24 protein-coding genes and 1 tRNA gene are annotated in these 25,570 nt (G+C 65.7%); 16 read left to right on the forward strand and 9 right to left on the reverse strand.

All coding sequences use genetic code 11. The features are described from left to right. The first annotated feature begins 60 nt into the window (after positions 1 to 60). Entirely contained in the window at positions 61 to 1,854 is a 1,794-nt protein-coding gene (locus U1700_RS03610) for an aminopeptidase P family protein (RefSeq protein WP_332750224.1), read from the forward strand. Here U1700_RS03610 and U1700_RS03615 read toward each other — a convergent pair. Further along, complete coding sequence (locus U1700_RS03615) at positions 1,851 to 1,982, reverse strand: hypothetical protein (protein WP_332750226.1); 132 nt, start codon at positions 1,980 to 1,982, stop codon at positions 1,851 to 1,853. The two genes, U1700_RS03610 and U1700_RS03615, sit on opposite strands and share 4 nt — an antisense overlap. Before the next feature lie 105 nt (positions 1,983 to 2,087). On the opposite strand from U1700_RS03615, the gene U1700_RS03620 reads away from it, so the two are divergent. The 4 genes from U1700_RS03620 to U1700_RS03635 all read left to right on the forward strand — a co-directional run bounded on the left by U1700_RS03620 (position 2,088) and on the right by U1700_RS03635 (position 4,448). Continuing rightward, positions 2,088 to 2,162, forward strand: a tRNA-Thr gene (locus tag U1700_RS03620). 83 nt (positions 2,163 to 2,245) lie between these two features. After that, complete coding sequence (locus U1700_RS03625) at positions 2,246 to 2,404, forward strand: Flp family type IVb pilin (protein ID WP_332750228.1); 159 nt, start codon at positions 2,246 to 2,248, stop codon at positions 2,402 to 2,404. Between the two features lie 98 nt (positions 2,405 to 2,502). Next, positions 2,503 to 3,504, forward strand: coding sequence for a threonine aldolase family protein (locus U1700_RS03630; protein ID WP_332750230.1), 1,002 nt, complete (start codon positions 2,503 to 2,505; stop codon positions 3,502 to 3,504). After that, positions 3,501 to 4,448, forward strand: a complete 948-nt coding sequence (locus tag U1700_RS03635) for a DMT family transporter (RefSeq protein WP_332750232.1) — start codon at positions 3,501 to 3,503, stop codon at positions 4,446 to 4,448. The genes U1700_RS03630 and U1700_RS03635 overlap by 4 nt, the downstream gene beginning before the upstream one ends. On the opposite strand, the gene U1700_RS03640 is transcribed toward U1700_RS03635, so the two are convergent. Further along, on the reverse strand, positions 4,343 to 5,665 hold the full coding sequence (locus tag U1700_RS03640) for a M48 family metallopeptidase (protein WP_332750233.1): 1,323 nt from the start codon (positions 5,663 to 5,665) through the stop codon (positions 4,343 to 4,345). The genes U1700_RS03635 and U1700_RS03640 overlap by 106 nt on opposite strands. Positions 5,666 to 5,790: 125 nt before the next feature. Here U1700_RS03640 and pepN point away from each other — a divergent pair, with 125 nt between their 5' ends. After that, positions 5,791 to 8,394: an aminopeptidase N gene (pepN, locus tag U1700_RS03645; protein ID WP_332750235.1), complete on the forward strand. Its 2,604-nt coding sequence runs from the start codon at positions 5,791 to 5,793 to the stop codon at positions 8,392 to 8,394. A gap of 92 nt (positions 8,395 to 8,486) precedes the next feature. Here the strand turns inward: pepN and U1700_RS03650 are convergent, their stop codons facing one another. Together U1700_RS03650 and U1700_RS03655 are read right to left on the reverse strand one after the other, a co-directional pair. After that, entirely contained in the window at positions 8,487 to 8,741 is a 255-nt protein-coding gene (locus U1700_RS03650; protein ID WP_332750237.1) for a DUF2171 domain-containing protein, read from the reverse strand. 55 nt (positions 8,742 to 8,796) lie between these two features. Continuing rightward, positions 8,797 to 9,345, reverse strand: coding sequence for a hypothetical protein (locus U1700_RS03655; protein WP_332750239.1), 549 nt, complete (start codon positions 9,343 to 9,345; stop codon positions 8,797 to 8,799). A 103-nt stretch (positions 9,346 to 9,448) separates the two neighbouring features. On the opposite strand from U1700_RS03655, the gene U1700_RS03660 reads away from it, so the two are divergent. Genes U1700_RS03660 through U1700_RS03670 form a run of 3 tightly spaced genes read left to right on the forward strand, consistent with a single transcriptional unit; the run spans position 9,449 to position 11,890 of the window. Further along, a complete protein-coding gene (locus U1700_RS03660) occupies positions 9,449 to 9,646 on the forward strand; it encodes a hypothetical protein (protein ID WP_332750241.1) in 198 nt (65 codons plus the stop codon). A 56-nt stretch (positions 9,647 to 9,702) separates the two neighbouring features. Then, the gene (fahA, locus tag U1700_RS03665; protein ID WP_332750243.1) at positions 9,703 to 10,992 is read left to right on the forward strand and encodes a fumarylacetoacetase; all 1,290 of its coding nucleotides are present in this window, start codon (positions 9,703 to 9,705) and stop codon (positions 10,990 to 10,992) included. Positions 10,993 to 11,002: 10 nt separating this feature from the next. Next, positions 11,003 to 11,890: an SDR family NAD(P)-dependent oxidoreductase gene (locus U1700_RS03670; RefSeq protein ID WP_332750245.1), complete on the forward strand. Its 888-nt coding sequence runs from the start codon at positions 11,003 to 11,005 to the stop codon at positions 11,888 to 11,890. 81 nt (positions 11,891 to 11,971) lie between these two features. Here U1700_RS03670 and U1700_RS03675 read toward each other — a convergent pair whose 3' ends face one another. Continuing rightward, a complete protein-coding gene (locus U1700_RS03675; protein WP_332750247.1) occupies positions 11,972 to 12,268 on the reverse strand; it encodes a hypothetical protein in 297 nt (98 codons plus the stop codon). A gap of 177 nt (positions 12,269 to 12,445) precedes the next feature. Between U1700_RS03675 and panB the strand changes: the two genes are divergently transcribed. The 7 genes from panB (at position 12,446) to U1700_RS03710 (ending at position 19,739) form a co-directional block, all read left to right on the forward strand. Continuing rightward, on the forward strand, positions 12,446 to 13,318 hold the full coding sequence (panB, locus tag U1700_RS03680; protein WP_332750249.1) for a 3-methyl-2-oxobutanoate hydroxymethyltransferase: 873 nt from the start codon (positions 12,446 to 12,448) through the stop codon (positions 13,316 to 13,318). A gap of 159 nt (positions 13,319 to 13,477) precedes the next feature. Next, on the forward strand, positions 13,478 to 14,485 hold the full coding sequence (locus tag U1700_RS03685) for a sensor histidine kinase (RefSeq protein WP_332750251.1): 1,008 nt from the start codon (positions 13,478 to 13,480) through the stop codon (positions 14,483 to 14,485). Positions 14,486 to 14,839: 354 nt separating this feature from the next. Beyond that, positions 14,840 to 15,541 (forward strand): tetratricopeptide repeat protein, encoded by a 702-nt coding sequence (locus U1700_RS03690; protein WP_332750253.1) that lies wholly within the window; start codon positions 14,840 to 14,842, stop codon positions 15,539 to 15,541. Between the two features lie 45 nt (positions 15,542 to 15,586). Further along, positions 15,587 to 16,912, forward strand: a complete 1,326-nt coding sequence (locus U1700_RS03695) for an outer membrane protein assembly factor BamB family protein (RefSeq protein ID WP_332750255.1) — start codon at positions 15,587 to 15,589, stop codon at positions 16,910 to 16,912. 66 nt (positions 16,913 to 16,978) lie between these two features. After that, the gene (gene der, locus U1700_RS03700; RefSeq protein WP_332750257.1) at positions 16,979 to 18,400 is read left to right on the forward strand and encodes a ribosome biogenesis GTPase Der; all 1,422 of its coding nucleotides are present in this window, start codon (positions 16,979 to 16,981) and stop codon (positions 18,398 to 18,400) included. 109 nt (positions 18,401 to 18,509) lie between these two features. Further along, positions 18,510 to 18,914: an Hpt domain-containing protein gene (locus U1700_RS03705; protein WP_443025900.1), complete on the forward strand. Its 405-nt coding sequence runs from the start codon at positions 18,510 to 18,512 to the stop codon at positions 18,912 to 18,914. A 42-nt stretch (positions 18,915 to 18,956) separates the two neighbouring features. Further along, entirely contained in the window at positions 18,957 to 19,739 is a 783-nt protein-coding gene (locus tag U1700_RS03710; RefSeq protein ID WP_332750261.1) for an alpha/beta fold hydrolase, read from the forward strand. Here U1700_RS03710 and purL read toward each other — a convergent pair. The 4 genes from purL to U1700_RS03730 form a co-directional block, all read right to left on the reverse strand. Continuing rightward, positions 19,736 to 22,015, reverse strand: coding sequence for a phosphoribosylformylglycinamidine synthase subunit PurL (gene purL, locus U1700_RS03715; protein WP_332750263.1), 2,280 nt, complete (start codon positions 22,013 to 22,015; stop codon positions 19,736 to 19,738). The two genes, U1700_RS03710 and purL, sit on opposite strands and share 4 nt — an antisense overlap. 169 nt (positions 22,016 to 22,184) lie before the next feature. Then, positions 22,185 to 23,156 carry a sensor histidine kinase gene (locus U1700_RS03720; protein ID WP_332750265.1) on the reverse strand — a complete coding sequence of 324 codons (972 nt, stop codon included), beginning with the start codon at positions 23,154 to 23,156 and terminating at the stop codon, positions 22,185 to 22,187. Between the two features lie 65 nt (positions 23,157 to 23,221). Beyond that, complete coding sequence (gene pip / locus U1700_RS03725) at positions 23,222 to 24,178, reverse strand: prolyl aminopeptidase (RefSeq protein ID WP_332750267.1); 957 nt, start codon at positions 24,176 to 24,178, stop codon at positions 23,222 to 23,224. Positions 24,179 to 24,190: 12 nt separating this feature from the next. After that, positions 24,191 to 25,561, reverse strand: coding sequence for a glutamate--cysteine ligase (locus U1700_RS03730; RefSeq protein WP_332750269.1), 1,371 nt, complete (start codon positions 25,559 to 25,561; stop codon positions 24,191 to 24,193). Positions 25,562 to 25,570 lie beyond the last annotated feature (9 nt).

Consider the following 25,570-nt stretch of genomic DNA (forward strand, 5'->3'; position numbering starts at 1 on the left):
TCCTGCGAGCAGCGAATGGGTCTATCCCGGGGCCTTCTAGCGTCCGAACGAGAGATTGCCATGTCCAGCTACGCCGACCGTCTCGCCGCCCTTCGCGCCCAGCTTGCCGAGGACCGGCTCGACGGTTTCGTCGTCCCCCTGACCGACGAGCATATGAGCGAATATGTCGGCAGTTACGCCCAGCGACTGGAATGGCTGACGGGATTCAAGGGCTCGGCGGGCTCGGCGGTGGTCCTGCCTCAGGAAGCCGCGATCTTCACCGACGGCCGCTACACGCTTCAGGTCCGCAGCCAGGTTTCGGGCGACCAGTGGAGCTATCAGTCGGTCCCCGAGACCAGCATCGCCTCATGGCTCAAGGATCATGCCCCACAAGGCGGCCGCATTGGCTACGACCCGTGGCTCCATTCGCGGGACTGGGTGCGGCAGGCTAGCGACGCACTCAAGGCTCGTGGAGCCGAGCTTGTCGCGGTCGCGCTCAACCCGATCGACATCGTCTGGCAGGACCGCCCCGAAGCGTCGAAGGCCCGCCTCGTCGTCCAGCCCGATGAATTTGCCGGCCAGTCCTCGGCCGACAAGCGCAGCGCCATCGCCGACTGGCTGGTCAAGCAGGGCGCCGACACCGCCGTCCTCGCTGCGCTCGATTCGATCGCCTGGACCTTCAACGTGCGCGGCGCCGACGTGAGCCACACCCCGGTCGCGCTCGCCTATGCCCTCGTCAACGCCGACGGCACTGCCGACCTGTTCGTCGCCTCCGAAAAAGTCGGCCCCGACGTCGCCCAGCACCTCGGCAATGGCGTCCGCCTCCACGAGCGCGCCGATTTCGAAGCCGCGCTTCGTACCCTCGGCCCCAAGAATGTCGCGGTCGATCCCGAACGTTCGGTCGCGGCGATCTTCGAAGCGCTCGATGCCGCCGGGGCGACCATCATCAGCCAGCGCGACCCCACCGTCCTTCCCCGCGCGATCAAGAACCGCGTCGAGATCGCCGGGCACCAGGCGGCGCAGGCCCGCGACGGCGCCGCGATCGCGCGCTTCCTGCGCTGGGTCGAAATCGAAGCCCCCAAGGGCCAGCTCGACGAACTCACCGCGTCGGACCGGCTCGAAGCCTTTCGCGCCGACACCGGCCTGCTCAAGGACCTGTCGTTCGATTCAATCTCTGGTGCCGGACCCAATGGCGCGATCGTCCACTACAAGGCCTCGCCCGAAACCAATCGCACCTTCGACCAGGACTCGCTCTACCTGATCGATTCGGGCGGCCAATATGCCGACGGCACCACCGACATCACCCGCACCCTCGCCATCGGTACCCCGAGCGACGAAATGCGCGATCGTTTCACCCGCGTCCTGCGCGGCCATATCGCGCTCGCCTCAGCCATCTTCCCCAAAGGTGTGCGCGGCTCGCAGCTAGACAGCTTCGCGCGCCGCCCGCTGTGGGAAGCCGGGCTCGATTATGCCCATGGCACCGGCCACGGCGTCGGCAGCTTCCTGTCGGTCCACGAAGGCCCGCAACGGATTTCGCCCGCCGGATCGAGCCAGTCGGGCGGCGACGAACCGCTTGCTGCGGGCATGATCCTGTCCAACGAGCCGGGCTATTACAAGGCCGGCGCCTATGGCATCCGCATCGAGAATCTGGTGCTGGTGGTCGAAAAACCCCAAGCCAACGCCGACAAGGAAACGCTCGGTTTCGACACGTTGACCTTCGCCCCGATCGAACGCCGCTTGATCGTCAAGGAAATGCTCCTCCCCACCGAACTCGCGTGGCTTGACGACTATCACGCACAGGTTCTGGCAAAAATCGGTCCGCAGCTCGACGGCGAGGACCGCGCCTGGCTCGAAGCCGCCTGCGCCCGGCTCTAAGAGCCGCCCTGTTCCTTGGGCGACGTCTCGGGGACCACCGGATCGACCTCGCGCGCCTGCTGTTTTCTGCGCCGCAGATTGTTGCGCAGCGCCTCGGCCAGCCGCTCGTCCTTGCTCTTCTCGCTCATCGGCTGACGCTAGGGCGATCACCCCGCCTACCGCAACCCGCCTTGACGCGACCCGCCCCGCCCGCCATAGGCCCCGCGTCCCCCGCCCATCCCGGCGCCGACAATGCTGCCGTAGCTCAGTGGTAGAGCGCATCCTTGGTAAGGCTGAGGTCAAGGGTTCGATCCCCTTCGGCAGCACCATTTTCCGGACACGACAGGGCTCCGTTTCAGACTTTCTTAACATCGGCGGCTTATCCCTTCATCACCATTGAAGGAAAACCGACATGCGCACTTTTCTGAAGCTCGCGCGGAATAATCGCGGTGCCACCGCGATCGAGTATGGCCTGATTGCGGCCTTGATTGCCGTCGCCGCAATTGGCGCGATGACCGCTGTCGGTTCGAAACTGAGCGTAACGTTCACCAACGTCAGCGGCTCACTCTAGAACCAGTCGTTCGTAGACTAGGATGAAAGCTCCGGCGCCACGCGGCGCAGGGGTTTTCGTCGTTGACCGCAGCCACGCCGCTCGCCATCGCCAAATCCATGCAGTTTTTTTCCGATAATGCCGCACCATGTCACCCGGTGGTGCTCAATGCGCTGGTTGCCGCCAACCGGCTCGACACTCCCTATGACGGCGATGCGTGGAGCCGCCGGCTCGACGGTGCCTTTTCCGACCTGTTCGAGACTTCGGTGCGCGCCCTGTGGATCACCACCGGCACCGCCGCGAACTGCCTCGCACTCGCCGCGCTGTGCCCGCCCGAAGGCGCCATCCTGTGCCACCGCGAAGCGCATATCGAAGTCGACGAGGCGGGCGCGCCGGGCTTCTTCACTGGCGCCAAGCTGACCCTGCTCGACGGTGTCGGCGCCAAGCTCACGCCCGACACGGTCGAGGCTGCCTGTGCCCGGGTTCGCGCCGACGTCCACCAGGTCCAGCCGCGCGCCCTGTCGATCACCAACGCGACGGAATATGGCCTCGTGTACCGCGCCGCCGAAGTCGCTGCGCTCGGCGACGTCGCCAAACGCCGCGGGCTCGGCTTTCACATGGATGGCGCGCGCCTTGCCAACGCCATGGCCGCGACGGGTGAATCGCTGGCCGACGTCACTTGGCGCGCCGGGGTCGATGCGCTCAGCTTCGGCTTCGTCAAGAATGGCGGGATGAACAGCGAGGCGCTGATCTTCTTCAAACCCGAACTCGCCGATGTCACCCTTGTCCGTCGCAAGCGTTCGGGCCATCTCCTGTCCAAAGGTCGCTATAGCGCCGCACAATTGCTCGCGCTGATCGAAGACGACCGCTGGCTCGCCAACGGCCGCGCCGCCAACGCCGCCGCCCGCGCCCTGGCCGACGCGACTGGTCCCGAACGGCTGGTTCACCCCGTCGAAGCTAATGAGCTGTTCGTCCGCATGACCCCGACCGAAGCTGCGACCCTGCGCGCCGCCGGGTTCGACTTTTACGACTGGGGCCCCGGCGAAGTCAGACTCATGACCAGTTGGGACCAGGACATGGCTGCGGTCGGCCAGCTTGCCGACGCGATCCGCGCGCTGTGAGCCAAAACCCCCCGACCGATCACCGCCAGAACGAACATCGCTTCCGCCAGATCATTCTTCCCTTCATCCTGTTCACGCTGATCTGGAGTTCGACCTGGTTCGTCATCCGCTTTCAGCTTGGCCCGGTGCCCGCGCAATGGTCGGTGACCTATCGCTTCATCATCGCAGGGGCGGCGATGGCCGTGGTGTCGAGGGTTCAGGGACACTCCCTCCGCCCCGATCGTGGCTTACTGCGCGCGGCGCTGCTGCTCGGGCTGATGCAGTTCTGCGTCAATTTCAACGCCGTCTATCTGGCCGAGCGTCACATCACGTCGGGGCTGGTGGCGACAGTTTTCGCGCTGTTGCTGATCCCCAACAGCCTGCTCGCCTGGGCGTGGCTCGGGCATCGGGTAAGCAGGCGTTTCCTGGCCGGGGGCGCAGTCGCGGTGGCCGGGATCGCGCTGCTGTTCGTCCATGAAGCGCAGGATCATCCGGCGTTCGGGCCAGAGATTGGGCTGGGGTTGTTGCTGACCGTCGTGGGCATGGTCGGAGCGTCGGTAGCGAACGTCTATCAAGCATTGGAGCGGGTGCGGCGAGTACCGATCCCGGTGCTGCTGACCTGGTCAATGGCGGTCGGGGCGGTGATCGATGCCGGTCTGGCATGGCAGATGACCGGGCCGCCACGGTTCGATCCCCGACCGGAATATTGGCTCGGGCTAATCTATCTCGCACTGGTCGCGTCGGTGCTGGCGTTCAGCCTTTATTTCCCGGTGGTGCGGCGGATCGGGCCGGGCAAGGCGGCGTGGTCGGGCGTGCTGACCCCGATCATCGCGATGGCTTTGTCGACCGCGTTCGAGGGCTATCGCTGGTCGCTGCTGGCGGCTGCGGGTGGGACACTGGCGTTGCTCGGCATGCTGCTCGCTCTATCGGAAGGCGCGGGGAAGGGCCGCACCACGCCGCGCTGATCGACCGGCAATTGCGCCAGGTGCGCCGCCTTCCACGCCATCGCCCGATGGACCCGCTCGGATCCCGAGGGATGGTCATAGAACAAGGCCTCCTCGATCGGCCCCGGCTCCAGCTTGCGATATTCGCTCAGCTGCATCGCGCTTTCGGCAAAGCCGTCGGGCGCTCGCGCGGCATCCAGCCCGAACGCATCGGCCTGCGCCTCGTGACGCCGGATCAGCGTGTTGGTCACCGGCGTCGCCACTAGAAAGATCAGCGTAACGATCAGCATATAGGCCGGCACTGCCGCCAGGTCGGCCGCCCCGCTCACGCCCCACTGCCCCCCACAACGCGCGATAAGCCGCGGCACCGACCACCATAGCGCAAACATCACCGCCAGCAGCAACACCGCGAACTGAGCGATCATCCACGGCACATGATTAAGGACATAGTGGCCCATCTCATGCCCCATCACCGCCTTGACCCCCGCTGGGCTCGCGCGATTAAGCAGATTGTCGTTGAGCGAAATCCGGATCGTCGGCCCCAGTCCCGAGACATTGGCCGACACCCGCTTCGACTGTTTCGACGCATCGAAAACATAGACATTGTCGGTCGGGATATGGTTGGCGTGCGCCATCGCCAGTATTTGGTCGCGCATCGGCCCCGCCGCCATCGGCTTGTACGTATTGAGCAGCGGCGAGATGAACACCGGCGTGACCATCACGAAAACTGCCAGCAACAGCGTCACCGCGCCGGCCGACCACAGCCACCACCGCCGCGGCGACCAGCGGATCAGCGCGAACACCACCGCCACGACCAGCGCGAAGATCAGCGTATTGACTCCCAGCACGATCGACTGCTCCACCGCCCACTTGCCCGGCGACTGGTTCATCAGCCCATATTGCTGCTCGCGGACATAGTCCTCGTAGATCATCCACGGCAGCGTCAGCAGCGCGCCGACGATCCCGAATGGCAGCGCATAGAGCAGCGCCTGAACGAACCGCCACCGCGTGATCCGCTCGGCAAGTTCGCGCCATTTCGCCGACCAGCCCGTGCGCAACATCACCCAATACGACAGCATCGTCACGCCTGCGCCCCACAGTGTCAGCCAGTAACCACCCTCGAAATAGGCGTCGGATTTGGCCCGCGCGGCGCCCTTCAGCGTGTCGAGATAGGCGCGCGACGCGATTTCGACGTCGAACGGCGGCGTGATGGCGGCGGCGATAATATGAAGCAGCATGGTCGTCCCCTGAATGACGGTAGTGTATTATATCAGCACTACAGCCATGACCATCACCATTGGCAGATCGACCAACGGCGGCGCTGCGCATTGCCCGTCCGCGCCCTCGTCCCTAGATCATGACGATGGATATCCGCACCGCGCCATCTGCCGCGCCCACCCCCGCCGCCCCCGCTCATGCCGAAACCCGCCGCGCCGACTATCGCGCACCCGACTGGCTGGTCCCCGACGTCTCGCTCGACGTGACGCTCGATCCCGATCGCTCGACCGTCCGCGCCACGCTGACCGTCGTCCGCAACGGCCATCACGACCGACCGCTCCGCCTCGAAGGCGATGATCTCGTCGCCGACTGGATCCGTCTTGATGGCGCCACCATCACTCCCGTCACCGACGACGGCGCGCTGATCATCACCATCACCGGCGACCGCGCCACGATCGACAGTGAAGTCACCCTCGCCCCCTCGGCCAACAAGAAACTGATGGGGCTCTACGCCTCGGGCGGGATCCTGTGCACCCAGTGCGAAAGCGAGGGTTTCCGTCGCATCGCCTTCCACCCCGATCGCCCCGATGTCCTGTCGACCTATCGCGTCCGCATGACCGCCGACAAGGCGCTCCTCCCCATCCTCCTCGCCAACGGAAACTGCACTGCCAGCGGCGACGGCGCCGACGGCACGCACTGGGCCGAATGGCACGATCCCTTCCCCAAGCCATCTTACCTCTTCGCGATGGTCGCCGGCGATCTCGCCGCCAACCGCGACTGCTTCACCACCATGTCGGGCCGCACCGTCGACCTCGCCATCTGGGTGCGCGAACAGGACCTCGCCAAGACCGCCCACGCAATGGGCGCGCTGAAAGCATCGATGGCGTGGGACGAGCGCGTCTATGGCCGCGAATATGACCTGTCCCTGTTCAACATCGTTGCCGTAGACGATTTCAACTTTGGCGCGATGGAGAACAAAGGCCTCAACATCTTCAACTCGCGCTACATCATGGCCGATCCCGACACCGCCACCGATGCCGATTTCGACGCCATCGCTGCAGTGGTCGCGCATGAATATTTCCACAATTGGTCGGGCGACCGCGTCACCTGCCGCGACTGGTTCCAGCTTAGCCTCAAGGAAGGCTTCACCGTGTTCCGCGACCAGGGCTTTTCGGCCGACATGGGCTCGGCCGCAGTCAAGCGGATCGAGGATGTCCGGATGTTGCGCATGGCCCAATTCCCCGAGGACGCCGGTCCGCTCGCCCATCCCGTACGCCCCGAATCCTACATGGAGATCACCAACTTCTACACCGCCACCGTCTACAACAAGGGCGCCGAGCTGATCCGCATGATGCGCACCATCCTCGGGCCCGACAAGTTCCGCGCCGGCTCCGACCTCTACTTCGACCGCCATGACGGCCAGGCCGTGACCTGCGAGGATTTCGTCAAGGCGATGGAAGACGCCAGCGGCACCGACCTCACCCAGTTCCGCTTGTGGTATTCGCAGGCCGGCACACCCACCATCACCGCCCGCCTCGACCAGTCGAACGGCACCACCATCCTCCATGTGTCGCAAACAGTCCCCGCCACTCCCGGCCAGCCCACCAAGCAGCCGATGGTCATCCCGTTACGCACCGCGTTGATCGGCCGCGACAGCGGCGCCGAGCTCGCCCCCGAACGCCTGATCCTCCTGACGGAGGCCGAGCAGAGCATCGCCTTCGACGGCGTCACCGAACCCGCCATGCTGTCGATCAACCGCGACTTCTCCGCCCCAATCAGCCTCGACGTAGCTCGTGCGCCCGGCGAACTCGAAGCGCTGGCCGAACATGATCCCGATCCCTTCGCCCGCTACGAAGCGCTCCAGGACCTGATGCTGCGCACCCTCATTGCCGGGGCCAAGGGCGATCCCGCCGATCCCGCCCCGGTGATCGAGTCGATGCGCCGCACCCTTGCCTCCAATGCGCTCGATCCCGCCTACAAGGGCGAAGCACTCCTGCTCCCCTCCGAAAGCCTGATCGGCGACCGCATGGCCCTCGTCGATCCCGGCGCGATCCACGCCGCGCGCGAGGCGCTTCGCTCCGCCATCGGCCAGTCCCTCGCCGAACCCCTCGCCGCCGCCCAGCGCGAAACCGCCCCCGGCCACGACCTGTCCCCCGCCGCCAAGGGCATCCGCCGCCTGCGCACCGTCGCGCTCGGCCTGCTTGCTGCCGGCGATCCTGTCCGCGGCGCCACTCTCGCCAAGGCGCAATTTGACGCCGCTGACAATATGACCGACCGCCAAGGCGCGCTGTCGATCCTCGTCAGCCTCGACGGGCCCGAACGCGAGGCCGCCCTCGCCGCCTTCCACGATCGCGCCGCCGGGGACCCGCTGATCCTCGACAAATGGTTCGGGCTTCAGGCCGCCGCCCAGCGGACCGACACGCTATCGGCAGTCGAGGCCCTCGCCAGCCACCCCGATTTCAGCATGACCAACCCCAACCGCCTGCGCTCGCTGCTCGGCAGTTTCGGCGCCAACCAGTGGGCGTTCCACGACCCCTCGGGCGCGGGCTATCGTTTCATTGCCGACATGCTGCTCGACACCGACCGCATCAATCCGCAGTCCGCCGCGCGGCTGGTCACCCCGCTTGCCCGCTGGCGCCGCTTCGAGCCCGGCCGAGCCGCCCTGATGCGCACCGAACTCGAACGCATGGCGGCGACGCCCGGCCTGTCGAAGGACCTGTTCGAACAAGTCTCGAAATCGCTGGTGTAACGAAAAAGGGCGCGCCGTCTTTCGACAGCGCGCCCCTTCCGTACGCAAACAACGCAAATTACGCCGCGCCGTTTTCCTGGCAAGCAGCGCGCTTAAGCGGCGCCGCTTTCTTCCTCTTCGAACGTCACCGCGACATCGGCATTGGCCGACAGTCGCACCTTGTCACCTTCGACCCCGGCGACGAGCCCGCGCGAGATGTAATGATGGTGGCCCTGATGGCTGCCTTCGCCGCTGTCCATCTTGGTCAGCTTGATGCGGTCGCCGTCGGTATGGTCGACCGTGCCGACATGCACACCGTCGGCGCCGATGACTTCCATATGTTCCTTGATGTCCTCAAAGCCCGACATTGCTCTTCTCCTTATGTCTCGATCCGATCAACGCCGCGCGTCGCCGAAAGATGCGTCACTTCGTCGCGACCAGTTCGCCCTGGACCATGTGCCAGCGCAACTGCTCGGCGCTCGCCCCGTCGACGTCATTGACCCGGCGCAGCGTGACGGGCCCCGCGTATCGGACGGGCTTCCCTGCCCTGTCGGTCGCGGTCAGCGTTAGCGGCACCATGATGTAGATCGAACCAGCTGCTCCCTCCTGGTCATAGGGCGTGCCGACTTCGAAATGGACCCCCCGCAGCGCCGCCAGCCGGGCCGGGCCGAGCATGCCCTGCTCGATCCCCTTGCCCCACGCCGCCTGCGCCTCGGCACCCTTTCCGCCCTCGATAAGCGAGGCGTAGCGTTGCACGACTTGCCTAGCCCCTTCGGGACCCTTGGGGTCGATTTTGCCTTTCGGTTCGGCCAACCGGCCTTGGTTGGGCGATGCAACGGGCGCTTTTGCGATTGGCGCCGTCGGAGATCCGATCGCGACTGCCGCATTGACCGGGGTCGCGCGCTCGGCGACCGGCGAATTCTGATGGCACCCGCCGACGATCACCAGCGCGCACACGAAAATGATTCTCATTGCCCCTTAACCGGCCTAGCCTCCGCTTCGTTCCGGGACATCTGGAACCACGTCCGCCGCAAATTGTTTCGCACATCAAACAAGCAACCCAGGGAGCAGCATCATGGACAATGACGAACGGCCAGTGGAGCACACCACGATCATTGAAAACGGTGGCGGCGGCAGCGGCGGGATCGTCGCGGTGGTCGTGTTGATCATCGTCGTCCTCGGCCTTCTCTATGTTTTCCGTGACCAGCTTGGCCTCGGCAGCAAGGCCACCACGATCAACATTCCCGACAAGATCAACGTCAACGTAAACTAGACCTTTTCGGCGGCTCGCCCTAACCCCCGCGCCTTGACCGGCGCGGGGAAAGTGCAATGACGACGCTCGACGAAACTCACGATCCGCTGCGCACCAGCTGGGTCGATAGCGCCAACGGTCACCCCGACTTCCCGATCCAGAACCTGCCGCTCGGGGTCTTCCAGCGCGGCGACGACGCAGCGATCGGCTGCGCTATCGGCGACCAGATCCTCGACCTCGCCGCGATCGCCCCACTACTCGATCCGGCGTGGCAGCGCGCCTTGTCGCAGCCCACCCTCAACAGCTGGCTCGCCCGTACCCCCGCCGACGAGCGCGCGCTTCGCCGCCGCCTGTCCGGCCTGCTGAGCGACCCCGCCCACCGCGCTTCGCTCGAGCCGCATCTCGTCGCCCAATCGGCGGTAACGATGCACCTCCCCGTCCAGATTGGCGACTTCACCGATTTCTACGTCGGGATCCACCACGCCACCAACGTCGGCCGCCAGTTCCGCCCCGATCAGCCGCTGATGCCCAACTATAAATATGTCCCCATTGGCTATCACGGCCGCGCCAGCTCGGTCCGCGTGTCGGGACATCCGGTCATCCGCCCGAGCGGCCAGCGCAAGCCCCCCGAAGCGACCGAACCGACCTACTCCCCCTCGCGCCGCCTCGATTATGAGCTCGAGCTCGGGCTGTGGATCGGCCGCGGCAATGCACTCGGCTCGCCCGTTCCCATCGCCGAGGCGGGGGGCCATATCGCCGGCTACTGTCTGCTTAACGACTGGTCGGCGCGCGACCTCCAGGCGTGGGAATATCAACCGTTGGGGCCCTTCCTCGCCAAGAATTTCCTGACCAGTGTCTCGCCGTGGATCATCTCGGCCGACGCGCTCCTGCCCTTCCGCAAGCCCATGCCGCCGCGCCCGGCCGGCGACCCCGCCCCGCTCCCCTATCTCGACGACCCAGCCGACCGCGAGCAGGGCGCACTCGGCATCAGCCTCATCGTCACCATTTCGACCGAAGCGATGCGCACCGCCGGCCTCCCGCTCCACATCCTGAGCAATGGCGAAGCCTCCGCCGCCATGTACTGGTCCGCCGCGCAGATCGTCGCGCACCACAGTTCGAACGGCTGCAACCTTTCCCCCGGCGACCTCATCGGCACCGGCACGCTGTCGACCGCCGACGCCACCGGCCAGGGCTCGCTCCTCGAAATCTCTCAAGGCGGCAAAGCCCCGATCACCCTGCCCAGCGGCGAACAGCGCAGCTTCCTCGAAGACGGTGACGAGCTCACCCTCACCGGCTGGTGCGAAGCTTCCGGCGCCGTCCGCATCGGCTTCGGCAGCTGCTCCGGCCGTGTCGTTCCCTCCCGCTAAGGAAACTCCCATGTCGATCGATCTCACCGGCCGCACCGCGCTCATCACCGGCGCCGGGGCCGGCCTCGGCCGCGCCCACGCCCACCTTCTCGCCGCCCACGGCGCCAACATCGTCATCAACGACATCCCGCAGTCGATCGACAAGGCCCACGCCGTCGCCGCCGAGATTGCAGGCCACGGCGGCACCGCTCATGCCATTGCCGCCTCGGTCACCGACGAAGCCGCCGTCAGCGCGATGGTCGACGAAGCCACCCGGCGCTTCGGCAAGGTCGACATCCTCGTCAACAATGCCGGCATCCTGCGCGACAAGAGCTTCTCGAAAATGACCCTCGCCGACTGGCGCGACGTGATCGACGTCCACCTCACCGGCGCTTACCTCTGCACCCACGCGCTGTGGGACCAGATGCGCACCAACAACTACGGCCGCATCGTCATGACCACCTCGTCATCGGGGCTCTACGGCAATTTCGGCCAGTCCAACTATGGCGCGGCCAAAATGGCGCTCGTCGGCCTCATGCAGACCCTTTCGATCGAAGGCGCGAAGAATAATATCCGCGTCAATTGCCTCGCCCCGACCGCGCGCACCGCGATGACCGAGGGACTGCTCCCGCCCGAGGCGCTCGAGCTGCTCGACCCCGACCGGGTCAGCCCCGCGCTCCTCGCGCTCGTCGCCGACAATGCGCCAACCCGCGCCATCCTGCTCGCGGGGGCCAGCGGGATCGAGCGCGCGACGATCACCATGAGCCACGGCATTTACATCGGCCACGACCAGCCCGCCGACGCCGCGGACCGCATCCTCGCCGAATGGGACCAGATCGGCGAAGGCGCGACCGTCCCCGACATGGGCGCCGCGCAGGGGATGCTCGAAATTCAGAAAGCCCTCGCCGCTCGCGGCTAAGCTAATGGTATTGCGCGGGGTGATGCGCCAAGTGATGCGCCAAGTGATGCGGGGGACTCTCGCCCCCCGCACCTTTGTCGCCTAGCGCGCCCGCTTCTTCGCCTTGGCCGCCTTGCCCGTCTTGCCAGCCACCGGGGCCAGCGGATCGCTCGCCGTCGGGGTCACCGCAATGTCCGCCGGCGGGGTCGTCAGGTCAGCCGCCGCCGATCCGCTCGCCGACACCGCCGGAGTCGTCACGCTCGGCAGGGGCGGCAGCGCCGGCACTGGCGCCGTTACGCTACCCGAAACACCGCCCGATGCGCCAACCGTCTGGGCCAGCGCCGGACCGGCCAGCAACGCCAGCGTCGACGCCGCGGCCAGGATGATGCGCTTGGTCATAAAAAATACCTTCTCGTTCATTCAGGGAATGCGACGCGCACAGGGGGAATGGTGCGCCGCCTCATCGGTCTAGGGGCGCGCTTTCGTTAATGATTGCGATTGTCGTCAGTCTGCTCGGCTCGCGGGGTCGACCGAACGGGCTGGTCCACTCGTCGCGCGGTGGCTACACTTGGCCCCATGTCCACCTTCACCCTCGACACAGCGACCAGCCGCGCGACCCCCTCGCCCGTCCCCGGCAAGCGCATCACCGTCCCCGCCATCCGCCAGCGCAAGGTAGGCGGCACCACTGCCGACCCGATCGTGATGCTGACCGCCTACACCATGCGCATGGCGCAACTGCTTGATCCGCATTGCGACATGCTGCTCGTCGGCGACAGCCTTGGCCAGATCATCTATGGCCTTCCCTCGACCGTTCCCGTCACGCTCGAGATGATGTGCAACCATGGCGCAGCGGTCGTTCGCGGCAGCTGGCACAGCATGGTCGCGGTCGACATGCCCTTCGGCAGCTACGAAGCCTCGCCCGAACAAGCCTTCACCTCGGCCGCGCGGATCATGAAGGAAAGCGGCTGCGCGGCGGTCAAGCTGGAAGGCGGCGAGGCGATCGCCCCGACCATCGATTTCCTCTCGAAGCGCGGCATCCCCGTCATCGGCCACGTCGGCCTCACCCCCCAGGCGGTCAACCAATTGGGCGGCTATGGCGCGCGCGGTCGCAGCGACGCCGAAGCGCACCGCATCCTCGCCGACACTCGCGCCGTCGCCGACGCCGGCGCCTTCTGCATCGTCATCGAAGGGGTGCTGGAAAGCCTCGCCGACCAGCTCACCACGGCCGTCGCCATCCCCACCATCGGCATCGGCGCCTCGGCCCGTTGCGACGGCCAGGTCCTCGTCACCGAAGACATGCTCGGCCTGTTCGAACGCACCCCCCGCTTCGTGAAACGCTACGACGACATGGCGGCAAGGATCACCGACGCGGTGGCAAGCTATGCGGGGGAAGTGAAGGCCAGGGCATTCCCGACTGAGGCGGAGACGTATCGGGCGAAGGCAATTTAACTTACATCCATCCATTGCATTTGGTTAGGGTCAAACGGACGGACCCACCGGCAGCAGGTTTAGGCTTGGGTCGGTTCTCGGATAGCGAAGCCCCCCCCCACTTCGCGCTTGCGCATCGCGCCTGCCGGGCACATGGCTCGCGGCTGGTTCCTGAAAGGAATGCGTTTGGCGTCCGGGCAATCCGCTCCACCGGTCTGGCGTGAAGAGCAGCTCCGCCTGGCGGTCGAGGCGGCGTGCGTCGCCTTATGGTCGTGGCAGGTCGATCTCGACAGCTTCGCGATGGACGAGCGGTCGTTCACCCTGTGGGGCCTGCCATGGGCAGACCAGGTCAGCTTCGAACAACTCTCCACGCACATCCATCCGGCCGATCGCGACCGGGTGCGAGCGGCCTTCTCCGCGACCCGCTCGGTCGCCGGTTCCTATGAAATCGACTTCCGCATCTGCCTGGGCGACGAGGTGCGGTGGATTTCGGCCCGCGGCCAGGGGGCCGACGTCGGCATCGTCGATCGCGTGATGTTCGGGATCTTCATCGATGTCACCGGCCGCAAGCAGGCCGAGGAGGGCAGCGAACTGCTGGCCGGGGAAATGAGCCACCGGGTCAAGAATTTGCTCGCCCTGGCCGCCGGCCTGACCCAGTTGACGGGTCGTTCGGCAATCTCGGTCGAGGCGATGACCAGCGAACTGACGCAGCGGCTGACCTCGCTCGGGCGCGCCCATGACCTTGTCCGTCCGCTGCCGGGGGAGCAGGGCAAGGCGGCGCTGCTCGGCGACCTCATTTCGATCCTGCTCGCCCCCTATGACGAAACTGCCGCCTTTTCCGGGCGCATTCGGGTCGCGGTCGCGCGGATGGGAGTCGGCGAGCGCGCGGCAACTGCGCTGGCCATGGTCGTTCACGAGTTGGCGACCAACTCGGTCAAATATGGCTGCCTGTCGTGCGCGGCGGGGTCGCTCGACATCACCAGTTTGATCGACGGTGACGATATTTGCCTGATCTGGGCCGAAACTGGGGGCCCGTCGATTATCGATGAGCCCGTCCTGAAAGGCTATGGGAGCAAGCTCATCGCGCGTAGCGTCTCCGGGCAATTGGGCGGAATGCTCGGGTATGACTGGCAGGCGAGCGGCCTGGTAGTCACGCTGCGCATGCGTCAGGATCGCCTGGCGGCCTAGCCATCGCCAATATTGTTGAGGTGGTCGTCCTCGCAATCTCGCCTCTCACCGATTTTCCTGTCCTACAGCACTCCAAATATGCCACCGTCCCGGTCGGCTCTTTCGAACCTCCGGATCACGCCTTCGCGCCCTACCCGACGCAACGGCAAAACATCGTCACGACCGCGAACATGTGTGAACATTCAAAAACCCAGCGACAGGTGAGCCAATAAAGACTCCCGCCTTCCCCCCTTTGCCTTTGCCCGCCCCTCCCGCTAGGACCGCCACGCCAGCTTTTGTTCAGCTTGGCGGGGGGAAGAAGCCACCACGTTCCCCGCGCCCGATGCCTCGCGATGAGGCCAATGAGGATGTCCCTTGGCGATTGCCCCCGATCAGTCCGCAACGACCTTCGCCCGCGAAGTCGACGAGAATCTGCGCCGTGACAATCTGCGCGATGCCGCCCGCGCCTATGGCAAATGGGCCATCGCCGGGCTCGTCCTGCTGCTCATTGCCATCGCCGCGCTGTTCTTCTGGCGCGACCAGCAGGCGAAGCAGGCCGCTGCGGATGGCGAGAAATTGTCGCAGGCGATTGAGGATATCGGCAACGGCAAGACCGCGACCGTCCCGGCCCAGCTCGCCCCGCTCGAAAAGTCCAATGCCGACGCCATCGCCATTTCGGCCCGGCTGACCAATGCCGCGCTTGCGCTCCAGCAGAACCAGCGGCCGCGCGCGATTTCGATCTACACCGCCGTCGCCGCCGACGACAGCGTGCCCCAGCCGTGGCGCGACCTCGCCACCATCCGCCTCACCAGCCTCGATTTTGACAGCCTCACCCCGCAAGCCGTCATCGCCCGCCTCGCCCCGCTCGCCAAGCCCGGCCAGCCGTGGTTCGGAAGCGCCGGCGAAATGACCGGGCTCGCGCTGCTCAAGGCCAATCGCAAGAGCGAGGCCGGACGCCTGTTCGGCCAGATTGCCGCCGACCCGACCGTCCCCGATTCGATCCGCGGCCGCGCGGTGCAGATGGCGGGCTCGCTCGGAGTCGACGCCAGCGCTTCGCTCCCGCAAGTTTCTCGCTAACCCGCTGCTACCCAGCGCTTTCTTCTTGCCATCAAGGACTTCGCCATGACTCGCTTTCGCACTCTGACCACGGCCCTGATGCTCGGCGCGGCGCTTGCCGGGTGCAGCACGCTGCGCAAGGGCAAGCCCAAGACCCCGGTGCTCGGCGAGCGCATCTCGATCCTTGCCACCGAGCTCGACATTTCGGTCGATCCGGCCACCGCCGCTATCCCGATGACGCTTCCCCCGGCCCAGGTGAACAGCGACTGGAGCCAGCCCGGCGGGGCGCCCGGCAAGTCGCCCGGCCACCTCGCGCTCGGCAAGTCGCTCGGTCAAGCGTTCAACGTGTCGATCGGCGCTGGCGATGCCAAGGGCGCGCGCCTCGCCGCCGCCCCGGTCGTCTCGGGCGGCAAGGTCTTCACGATCGACACCGCCTCGACCGTCCGCGCCTTCGATGCCCGCACCGGTGCTGCGCTATGGGCGACCCAGTTCGGCACCGCGGCGCGCGGCGCCAAGTCGCTGTTCGGTGGCGGGGTCGCGGTCGACGGCGGGCGCGTATTCGCCACCAACGGGCTCGGCTTCGTCGCGGCGCTCGACACCGGCAATGGCGGCAAAGTCTGGCAGGTCCGTCCGGGCGGCCCGTTGCGTGGTGCCCCCTCGGTCGCCGACGGCACGCTATACGCCATCAGCCAGGACAACCAGATTTATGCCATGAGCCAGGCCGACGGGAAGACCAAATGGTCGAACGCCGCCGCACTCGAAATCGCTGGCGTGTTCGGCGCCGGTTCCCCGGCGATCGGCCAGGGCACGGTCATCGCCGGCTTCTCGTCGGGCGAGCTCAACGCCTATCGCTACGAAAACGGCCGCATGGTGTGGCAGGACACGCTCGCCCGCACCTCGGTCCGCACCAGCGTCTCCAGCCTCGCCGATGTCGACGCCGATGCGGTGATCGACCAGGGCCAGGTGTTCGCCCTTGGCCAGGGCGGGCGGATGGTCGCGCTCGACCTCGTCAGCGGCCAGCGGCTGTGGGAACTCAATCTCGCCGGAATCTCGACCCCCTGCGTCGTTGGTGACTGGGTGTTCATCGTCACCGACGAAGCCAAGGTGGTCGCGGTCGCGCGCTCGACCGGCAAGGTCCGCTGGATCAGCCAGCTGCCGCGCTATCGCAAGGCCAAGGCCAAGGCCGGATCGATCAGCTATGAAGGTCCGATCATGGCCGGCGACCGGCTGATCCTGACCGGATCGAACGGTACGCTGATCAACCTCAACCCCGCCAACGGCTCGTTCCAGAGCCAGACCAACGCCGGCGGCACCGTCAGCCTGCCCCCCGTCGTCGCCAACCAGACGCTTTATATATTGACCGATTCGGGCCGTTTGGCGGCGTATCGGTAGAGGGCTGTACCGGCGTTCTTCGCCCAAACGTTGACCCCCGCCCCGCCAGCGGGCAGGGGCTAGCCCATGCCGCTTCCCGTCGTCGCAATCGTCGGCCGACCCAACGTCGGCAAATCGACCCTGTTCAACCGCCTCGTCGGCAAGCGCGTCGCGCTGGTCGATGATCGCCCCGGCGTAACCCGCGATCGCCGCGAGGGCGAGGGCCAGTTGATGGGGCTCGAGTTCCGCGTCATCGACACCGCCGGTTACGAGGACGAGGATCCCGTCTCACTCCCCGGCCGGATGCGCCAGCAGACCGAGGCGGCGGTCGCCGACGCCGATGTCGCGCTGTTCCTGATCGACGCCCGCGAAGGCCTGACCGCGCTCGACGAGGAAATCGGCCGCTGGCTGCGCGCGCAGGACACGCCGGTCATCGTCGCCGCCAACAAGGCCGAAGGCCGCGGGGCCGAGGCCGAGCGGCTGGGCGCCTACAAGCTCGGGCTTGGCGACCCGCTCGCGCTCAGCGCCGAACATGGCGAAGGCATGGCCGACTTGTTCGACGCGCTGATGCCGATCTGCGACGCGTTCGAGGCGCAAAGTCCGAACGAGGACGAATATGATGCCTGGCCCGAAGGCGGCCCGCTCAAGCTCGCCATCGTCGGCCGCCCCAATGCGGGCAAGTCGACGCTGGTCAACCGCATCCTTGGCGAGGAACGGATGATCACCGGGCCCGAAGCCGGCATCACCCGCGACTCGATCACCACCGACTACAACTGGGTCGACGAAGAGGGCCAGCCGCGCCCCGTCCGGCTGGTCGACACCGCCGGCTTGCGCAAACGCGCCAAGATAGACGACAAGCTCGAATGGCTGTCGACCCAGGACACGAAGCGCGCGATCGACCATGCAGAGGTCGTCGTCCTCCTTCTCGACGCGACTCGCGGGCTCGAGGTGCAGGACCTCAAGATCGCCGACTCGGTCGAACAGGAAGGCCGCGCGCTGATCATCGCGCTCAACAAATGGGACGTCGCCGAGAACGCCTCCTCGCTGTTCAACGGGGTCAAGGGCGCGCTCGAGGACGGGCTGTCGCAATTGAAGGGTGTTACCCTGCTGACTGTCTCGGCCAAGTCGGGCAAGGGCATCGACGTCCTCTTCAAGGCGGCTTTCGACCTGCGCGATGCCTGGTCACGCCGCGTCGGCACCGGCGAGCTCAACCGCTGGTTCGAAAAAGCGGTCGACGCCAACCCGCCACCAGCCCCCGGCGGCAAGCGGATCAAGCTGCGCTACGTCACCCAGGTGAAGTCGCGCCCGCCCAGCTTCGTCATCTTCGGCAGCCGCGTCGACCAGTTGCCCGACAGCTACCAGCGCTACCTCGTCAATTCGATGCGCAAGGACCTCGGCCTTGGCGCGATCCCGCTGCGCCTGACGATGCGTTCGACCAAGAATCCGTATCACGACGCCAACCCCGGCGGCGGCAAGCCTCCCGCGGCGCCGAGAACCCGCCGAAAATAACCCCGTCTTTACCCTTTCGCGCGTAGCGTCTCTGGCGAAGCAGCCCGGCGATGACGCTTGGGGCAGGGGACGATCAGTGACCGACGACCAACTCGACCTCGTCGACTGGATGTATTTCGAAAAGAGCCGCGCCGAGCTTGGCGGCGGCTTCATCCGCATCCTGACCTATTTCCGCGAAGACGGCTTCAAGTCGGTCGCGGCGATCGAGGCGGCGATGCACGAGCAGAACAGCGCCGCGCTGGTTATCCCCGCGCACACGCTGAAGGGTGAAGCGCTGATGTTCGGCGCCGAACCCCTCGCGGCGGTCGCCGAGACGATCGAGAATACCGCGCGAAGCTGCGTCGAGACCCGCCGCTTCCCCGACGAACTCATCCCCGAAGTGGTCGAACTGCGCCGCCTGTTCAACGCGACGGTCGAGCTGTTCGACAAGGCCACCAACCCCCTCCTCACCCGCGCCGTGCCGCAGGGCGCCTTCGGCCGCAAGTCGACCAACCAGAGCTTCGGCCGGATCTAGCCGCCGTTGCACCCATAGCAGCGCGCGTCGCGTTCTACGGTGATGACAGGTCCAACGCTTCATCGCACCGGGAGCGGCAAGCCCCTACTCCTCGTCCACGGACTCGGCGCCACTGCGCACGCGTGGGACATGGTGTTGCCCGCGTTGGCCAGGCACCGCGAGGTTATCACCTTCGAACTACCCGGCCACGGCATGACCGCGGCTGAGGCCGACAGTGGCACCTTCGTCGGCCTGATCCGAAGCATGAACGCCCTGTTCGACGAGCATGGCCTGACCGGCATCGACGTCGTCGGCAGCTCGCTCGGCGGTCGTATCGTCCTCGAACTCGCCCGCCTCGGTCGCGTCGGCAACTGCATTGCGCTCGACCCCGGCGGTTTCTGGCAGGGCTGGGAGGCCAAATATCTCGCGATCACGCTTGGCGCGTCGGGTCGGCTCCTCCGCCTGATCCGACCGCTGCTCCCCCGCATCGCCGCTCATACGCTGACCCGGGGCGCGACCCTGCTCCAGCTTGTAAATCGTCCCTCGGGTTTGGACCCGGCGATGACCGCCCACGAATTGCGCGCCTTTGCCGACACCTCGACCTTCGGCGCACTCGTCCAGGACCTCTCGACCGGCCCGAGCCAACCCGGTCCCGCCGCGCCGTCGACTGGCAATCTCGTCATCGGCTGGGGCCGCCAGGACCGCCTCTGCCTCCCCCGTCAGGCCGCCCGCGCCAAGGCCGCCTTCCCCAGCGCCAAACTCTATTGGTTTGAAGACTGCGGCCACTTTCCCATGTGGGATCAGCCGCAGGAAGCCGTGGAGCTCATCCTCGCGACAACGGCCTAGGCCAGCGCCCCGTCCGCACCCATCAGCGCGGGGAAGAACCCCTCGTGCGCGGCGCGGAGGTCGGTGAGACTTACGTCGCAGAATTGGCCGAAGTCGCCCAACTGTATGCTATCTCCACCGCACATCCCCAGCCAGGTCGAGGGAACGCCCATCTCCTTGGCAAGCGTGATCGCTCGATAGTCATCGGAGTCGCGGACAGCGATTACGTAACGCGCTTGCGACTCCCCAAATGCGATAGCCGCCATTCCAGCTTTCGACGTGTAGATTGCTTGCCCATCAATCGTCGCGCCGAGATTCCCAGAAAGCGCCATTTCCGTTATGGCTGTCATTAAGCCGCCGTCCGAGACATCGTGGACTGCCGTCACCCAACCTTCTGCAATCGCCTGTCGAACAACCTCCGCTGCCTTGCGCTCAAGTTGCAAGTCGACAGCCGGGGGCGGCCCGTCTCGAAGGTCGTGCACCTCGCGAAGCCAGAGAGATTGACCGAGCTCGCCAGAATGAACATCGTTGCCGATGAGCCAAAGATGGTCGCCATCATTTTTGAAACCGATCCCCACAGCCTTCCTTACATCCTCAATCACACCCACCGCCCCGATCGCCGGCGTCGGCAATATCGCACTTCCCGTCCCGTCGTCGTTCTTGGTCTCGTTGTAGAGGCTCACATTCCCGCTCACGATCGGCATGTCGAGCGCCACGCACGCCTCGCTCATCCCCTGCAGGCACCCGACAATCTGGGCCATGATCTCGGGCCGCTGGGGGTTGCCGAAGTTGAGGCAATTAGTCACCGCCAGCGGGGTCGCCCCCACCGCGCACAGGTTCCTGTACGCTTCGGCGACGGCCTGCTTCCCCCCTTCGACCGGGTCGGCATAGCAATAGCGCGGCGTGCAATCGGTGGTCATCGCGAGGCCCCGCTCGGTCCCGTGGATCCGCACGATCGCGGCGTCGCCCCCGGTCTGGACGGTGTCGGCGCCGACCTGGCTGTCATATTGCTCCCAGATCCACCGCCGCGAGGCGATCGCCGGGCTCGCCATCAGCTTGAGCAAATCCGCGCCGATGTTGGTCGATTCGGGAATATCTCCGAGCGGCTCGACCTTGGCCCACGCCTTGTACTCGTCCTGGCTCAAGTACGGCCGCTCATACAACGGCGCCTCGTCGGCCAGCGGCCCGAGGGGAATGTCGGCGACGATCTCGCCATTCCATTCGAGCACCATATGCCCCGTATCAGTCACCTCGCCGATCACCGCGAAGTCCAACTCCCATTTGCGGAAAATGCCTTCCGCAAACCCCTCGCGCCCGGGTTTCAGCACCATGAGCATCCGCTCCTGGCTCTCCGACAGCATCATTTCGTACGGGGTCATCCCCTCCTCGCGGCACGGCACCGCGTTCATGTCGAGGCGGATGCCGACCCCGCCCTTCGACGCCATCTCGACGCTCGACGAGGTGAGGCCAGCCGCGCCCATGTCCTGGATCGCGACGATCGCATCCGACGCCATCAGCTCCAGGCAGGCCTCGATCAGCAACTTCTCGGTGAACGGATCGCCAACCTGGACCGTCGGACGCTTCTCGTCCGAATCCTCGGAGAAATCGGCGCTGGCCATGGTCGCGCCATGGATCCCGTCACGGCCGGTCTTGGATCCAACATAGACGATCTTGTTGCCGATCCCCGACGCCGCCGAGTAGAAGATCTTGTCCTGATCGGCGATTCCCACGGTCATCGCATTGACCAATATATTGCCGTCATAAGCCGCGTCGAAATTCACCTCGCCGCCGACCGTCGGCACGCCCACGCAATTGCCATATCCCCCAATCCCCGCGACTACGCCGGCGACCAGGTGCCGCGTCTTGGGATGATCGGGCCGCCCGAACCGCAGGGCGTTTAGGTTCGCCACCGGGCGCGCGCCCATGGTGAACACGTCGCGCAATATGCCGCCGACCCCGGTCGCCGCGCCCTGGTAGGGCTCGATGTAGGAGGGATGGTTGTGGCTCTCCATCTTGAAGATCGCCGCCAGTTTCGTGCCACCCGGCCCCTCGCCAATATCGATCACCCCGGCATTTTCGCCCGGCCCGCAAATCACCCACGGCGCGGTGGTCGGCAGCTTCTTGAGGTGCACCCGCGACGATTTATAAGAACAATGTTCGGACCACATGACCGAGAATATGCCAAGCTCGACCATGTTCGGCTCGCGCCCCATGGCGTGCAGCAGCCGCTCATATTCGTCCGTGGAAAAGCCGTGCTCGGCGACGATTTGCGGGGTGATCGCGGGCGTGTTGCTCATGGCCCCGCGCTCTAGAGCCTGATCGTTTGAGGTGGAAGAACTTAGTTCTTCCACCGAAAGCGTGAATCAGGGTCTGACTAAAAAGCCTGATCGTTTGAGGTGGAAGAACTTACTTCTTCCACCTCAAACGTGAATCAGGGTCTCAACGGAACGTGTTGCGGCGGAAATTCTAGCCGGTCTTGAGCGGGAAGCGCAGCATGACCGTCAGCCCCTCGGGCCGCCAGTCGCGCTCGATCGTCCCGCAAAGGTCGGACTTGACGCTCAATGCGATCATCCGCTGGCCGAAGCCACTGCTCGTACCCTCGGGTTCGCACGCCGGTCCGCATTCGATCCAGCGCATGGCGATCTCGTCGCCCTCGATTTCCCAGTCGAGCGCAACCTCGCCATCGTCGCCGCACAGCGCGCCATATTTGACGGCGTTGGTGTACAGTTCGTGGAGGATCATCGAAAGACCGAGCAATTGCCCGGGCTCAAGCAATATCTCAGGGCCACCGAACCGCGCGCGGCCTTGCGACACGTCGGCGCCGAGCACCTGTTCGGCCAGCGCGGTCAGCGCGACGTCGGACACCGCGCGCCCGACGAGCAGCTGATGTGCCTTGGCCAGGCTTTGCAATCGCCCCGAAAACGCCTCGCTGAAGCTGTCGAGATCGGGCGACGCCCGCGCCGTCTGCTGCGCGATCGCGGCAACGACCGTGAGCATGTTCTTCACCCGATGCTCGGATTCCTGAAGGACCCGCTGCTGGCGCTCGGCAGCCTCATGGCGGTCCGAAATATCGCGCAGGAAGCCGACGTACATTCGCGCGCCGAACTGCTCGGTGGCGTTGATCGACAGTTCGACCGGGATCTCGCTTCCATCGCGGCGTCGCGCCGGAACTTCGATCCGCTTGCCCAGCACGGGCCCCTCGCCGGTCTGCAGATAATGCGACAGCCCATTTTCATGATTCTTGCGGTGGACCTGCGGGACGATCGTTGAACTCAGCAACTGGCCGATCGCCTCCGCCGCGGTCCATCCGAACATCCGTTCGGCGCTGCTGTTCCAGCCGATGATAACGCCATCGTCGCCCATGACGACCACCGCGTCGAGCGCGGTGTCGAGGACAGACTGGAGGCCGGTGTTGAAATTACCCCACGCGATATTCATGCCACCAAGATTATTTAGTTTATCGTATCATTCCAGTGATTTCATAGCGGTCCGGTACTTTTGCATCAGACTGTGGCAAATCGGTCGGTTGCTCGCACCAGCCCGTCAAGAACACCCGGTTCGCTGAACAAGTGGCCACCGTCGGGGACAATATTTAGCTCGACCTCGGGCCATGCCTGCTTCAGCGCCCAGGCCGCGCGCGGCGGGGTGCAGCAGTCATGACGCCCCTGCACGATCACCCCCGGAATATCGCGCAGCTTTGCCGCCCCCGCCAGCAACTCGCCCTCGGCCAGCCACCCCTTATGGGCCATATAGTGATTCTCGATCCGCGCGATCGCAATTGCAACCTCGTCGGATGTAAAATGATCCTCGGTGTCCTTGCTCGGCAGCAGCGTGACAGTCACTGCTTCCCATTTGCTCCACGCCTTGGCCGCAACGAGCCGCGCCACGGCGTCGTCCCCGGTCAGCAGCCGCCGGTAGGCCCCGACGAGGTCGCCCCGCTCCTCTTCGGCAATCGGCGCCACGAAATCGTCCCACGCTTCTGGGTAAAGCGACGACGCGCCGCCCTCCCGATACAGCCAATCCACTTCATATTGATCGAACAGGAACACCCCGCGAAGGACCAGTTCGGTCACCCGATCGGGGTGCGCGACGGCATAGGCCAGGCTCAGCGTCGATCCCCACGATCCGCCGAACACCATCCAGCGGTCGATCCCGAAGTGCGTCCGCAACGTCTCGATATCGGCCACCAGATGCGCCGTCGTATTCGCCACCAGGCTGGCATGCGGCAATGATTTGCCCGCCCCGCGCTGGTCGAACACCAGGATGTCATAGCGCGCCGGATCGAATTGCCGCCGATGGCTCGGGCTAGACCCGCCGCCGGGACCGCCGTGGAGGAAGACGACCTTCTTGCCCACCGCATTGCCGCTCCGCTCCCAGTATAGCGAATGGCCGTCGCCGACGTCGAGCATTCCCGCCTCGCGCGGTTCAAACTCGGGATACAGCGTGCGGCGCTCCGTCATGATCTTCTCCGCCTAGAACGAAAACTCGTCATATACCCGCGACACATCGCCGCCCCACTCGCCGTGATATTTTTCGAGCAGCCGATCGGCAAAGGTCATCCCGCTCGCCACCACTTCGCGCAGCGGGTCGAGGAAGCCACCTTCATTATCGCCCGCGCCATTGAGCGCAGCGCGCTCGGTCAGCCCGGCGGTGGCAATGTTTAGCACCTCGGCAGCCAGTTCGCGCATCGTGCCGCCACCCGGAACCGGCGCCGCCAACGCCTGGCGCGGCACGGCATGGCGCAACGCCTCGCGCTCCTCGATCGTCCAATGCTTGACCCGGTCCCACGCCGCGTCGAGCGCGCCGTCGGCATAAAGCAGTCCGACCCACAGCGCAGGCAGCGCACAAATCCGTCCCCAGGGCCCGCCATCGGCCCCGCGCATCTCGAGGAAGCTCTTCAATCGGACCTCGGGGAAAGCCGTCGACATATGATCGACCCAGTCCGACATGCGCGGCTTTTCGCCCGGCAGCACGTCCAGTTTCCCATCCAGGAAATCACGGAAACTCTTGCCTGCAGCATCGATATATTTGCCGTCGCGGAAGACGAAATACATCGGCACGTCGAGCGCATAGTCGCAATATCGCTCGTATCCGAACCCCTCCTCGAACACGAACGGCAGCATTCCGGTCCGATGTGGATCAGTATCTTCCCAGATATGGCTGCGGAACGACTTGAAGCCATTGGGCTTGCCTTCGGTCAGCGGTGAATTGGCGAACAGCGCGGTCGCCACCGGCTGCAACGCCAGCCCGACGCGAAACTTCTTCACCATGTCGGCTTCGGACGCATAATCGAGGTTGACCTGGATGGTGCAGGTCCGCAGCATCATGTCGAGCCCGAGCGAGCCCACCCGCGGCATGTGCCGAAGCATGATCTCGTAGCGCCCCTTGGGCATCACCGGCAGATCGGCCCGCGCCTTGTCGGGCCACATCCCCAGCCCGAGGAACCCCAGACCCAGCCGGTCCCCGATCGCCTTGACCTGCTCGAGATGCCGTCCCGCCTCGGCGCAGGTCAGGTGCAGGTCCGATAGCGCCGCGCCCGACAGTTCCAACTGCCCGGCAGGCTCAAGGCTGATCGTCCCGTCCTTGCCGGCGAGCGCGATGACCTTTCCGCCCTCCTCGACCGGGGTCCAGCCAAATTCGGTCAGACCGGCAAGCAGGTCGCGGATCCCGCCCGGCTCATCATAGCTCGGCGCGCGATGGTCGGCCGTCCGATAGACGAACTTCTCATGCTCGGTGCCGATCAGCCACTTGTCGCGCGGCTTCTCCCCGCCCGAAAAGACCGCAAGCAGGTCCTCGCGGCTCTCGATGAACGGGGTCTCGCTGGTGTCGGTTCTGGTGGTCATGGATCGCCC

This window comes from Sphingomonas sp. RB1R13, assembly GCF_036663775.1.
Lineage (GTDB): Bacteria > Pseudomonadota > Alphaproteobacteria > Sphingomonadales > Sphingomonadaceae > Sphingomicrobium.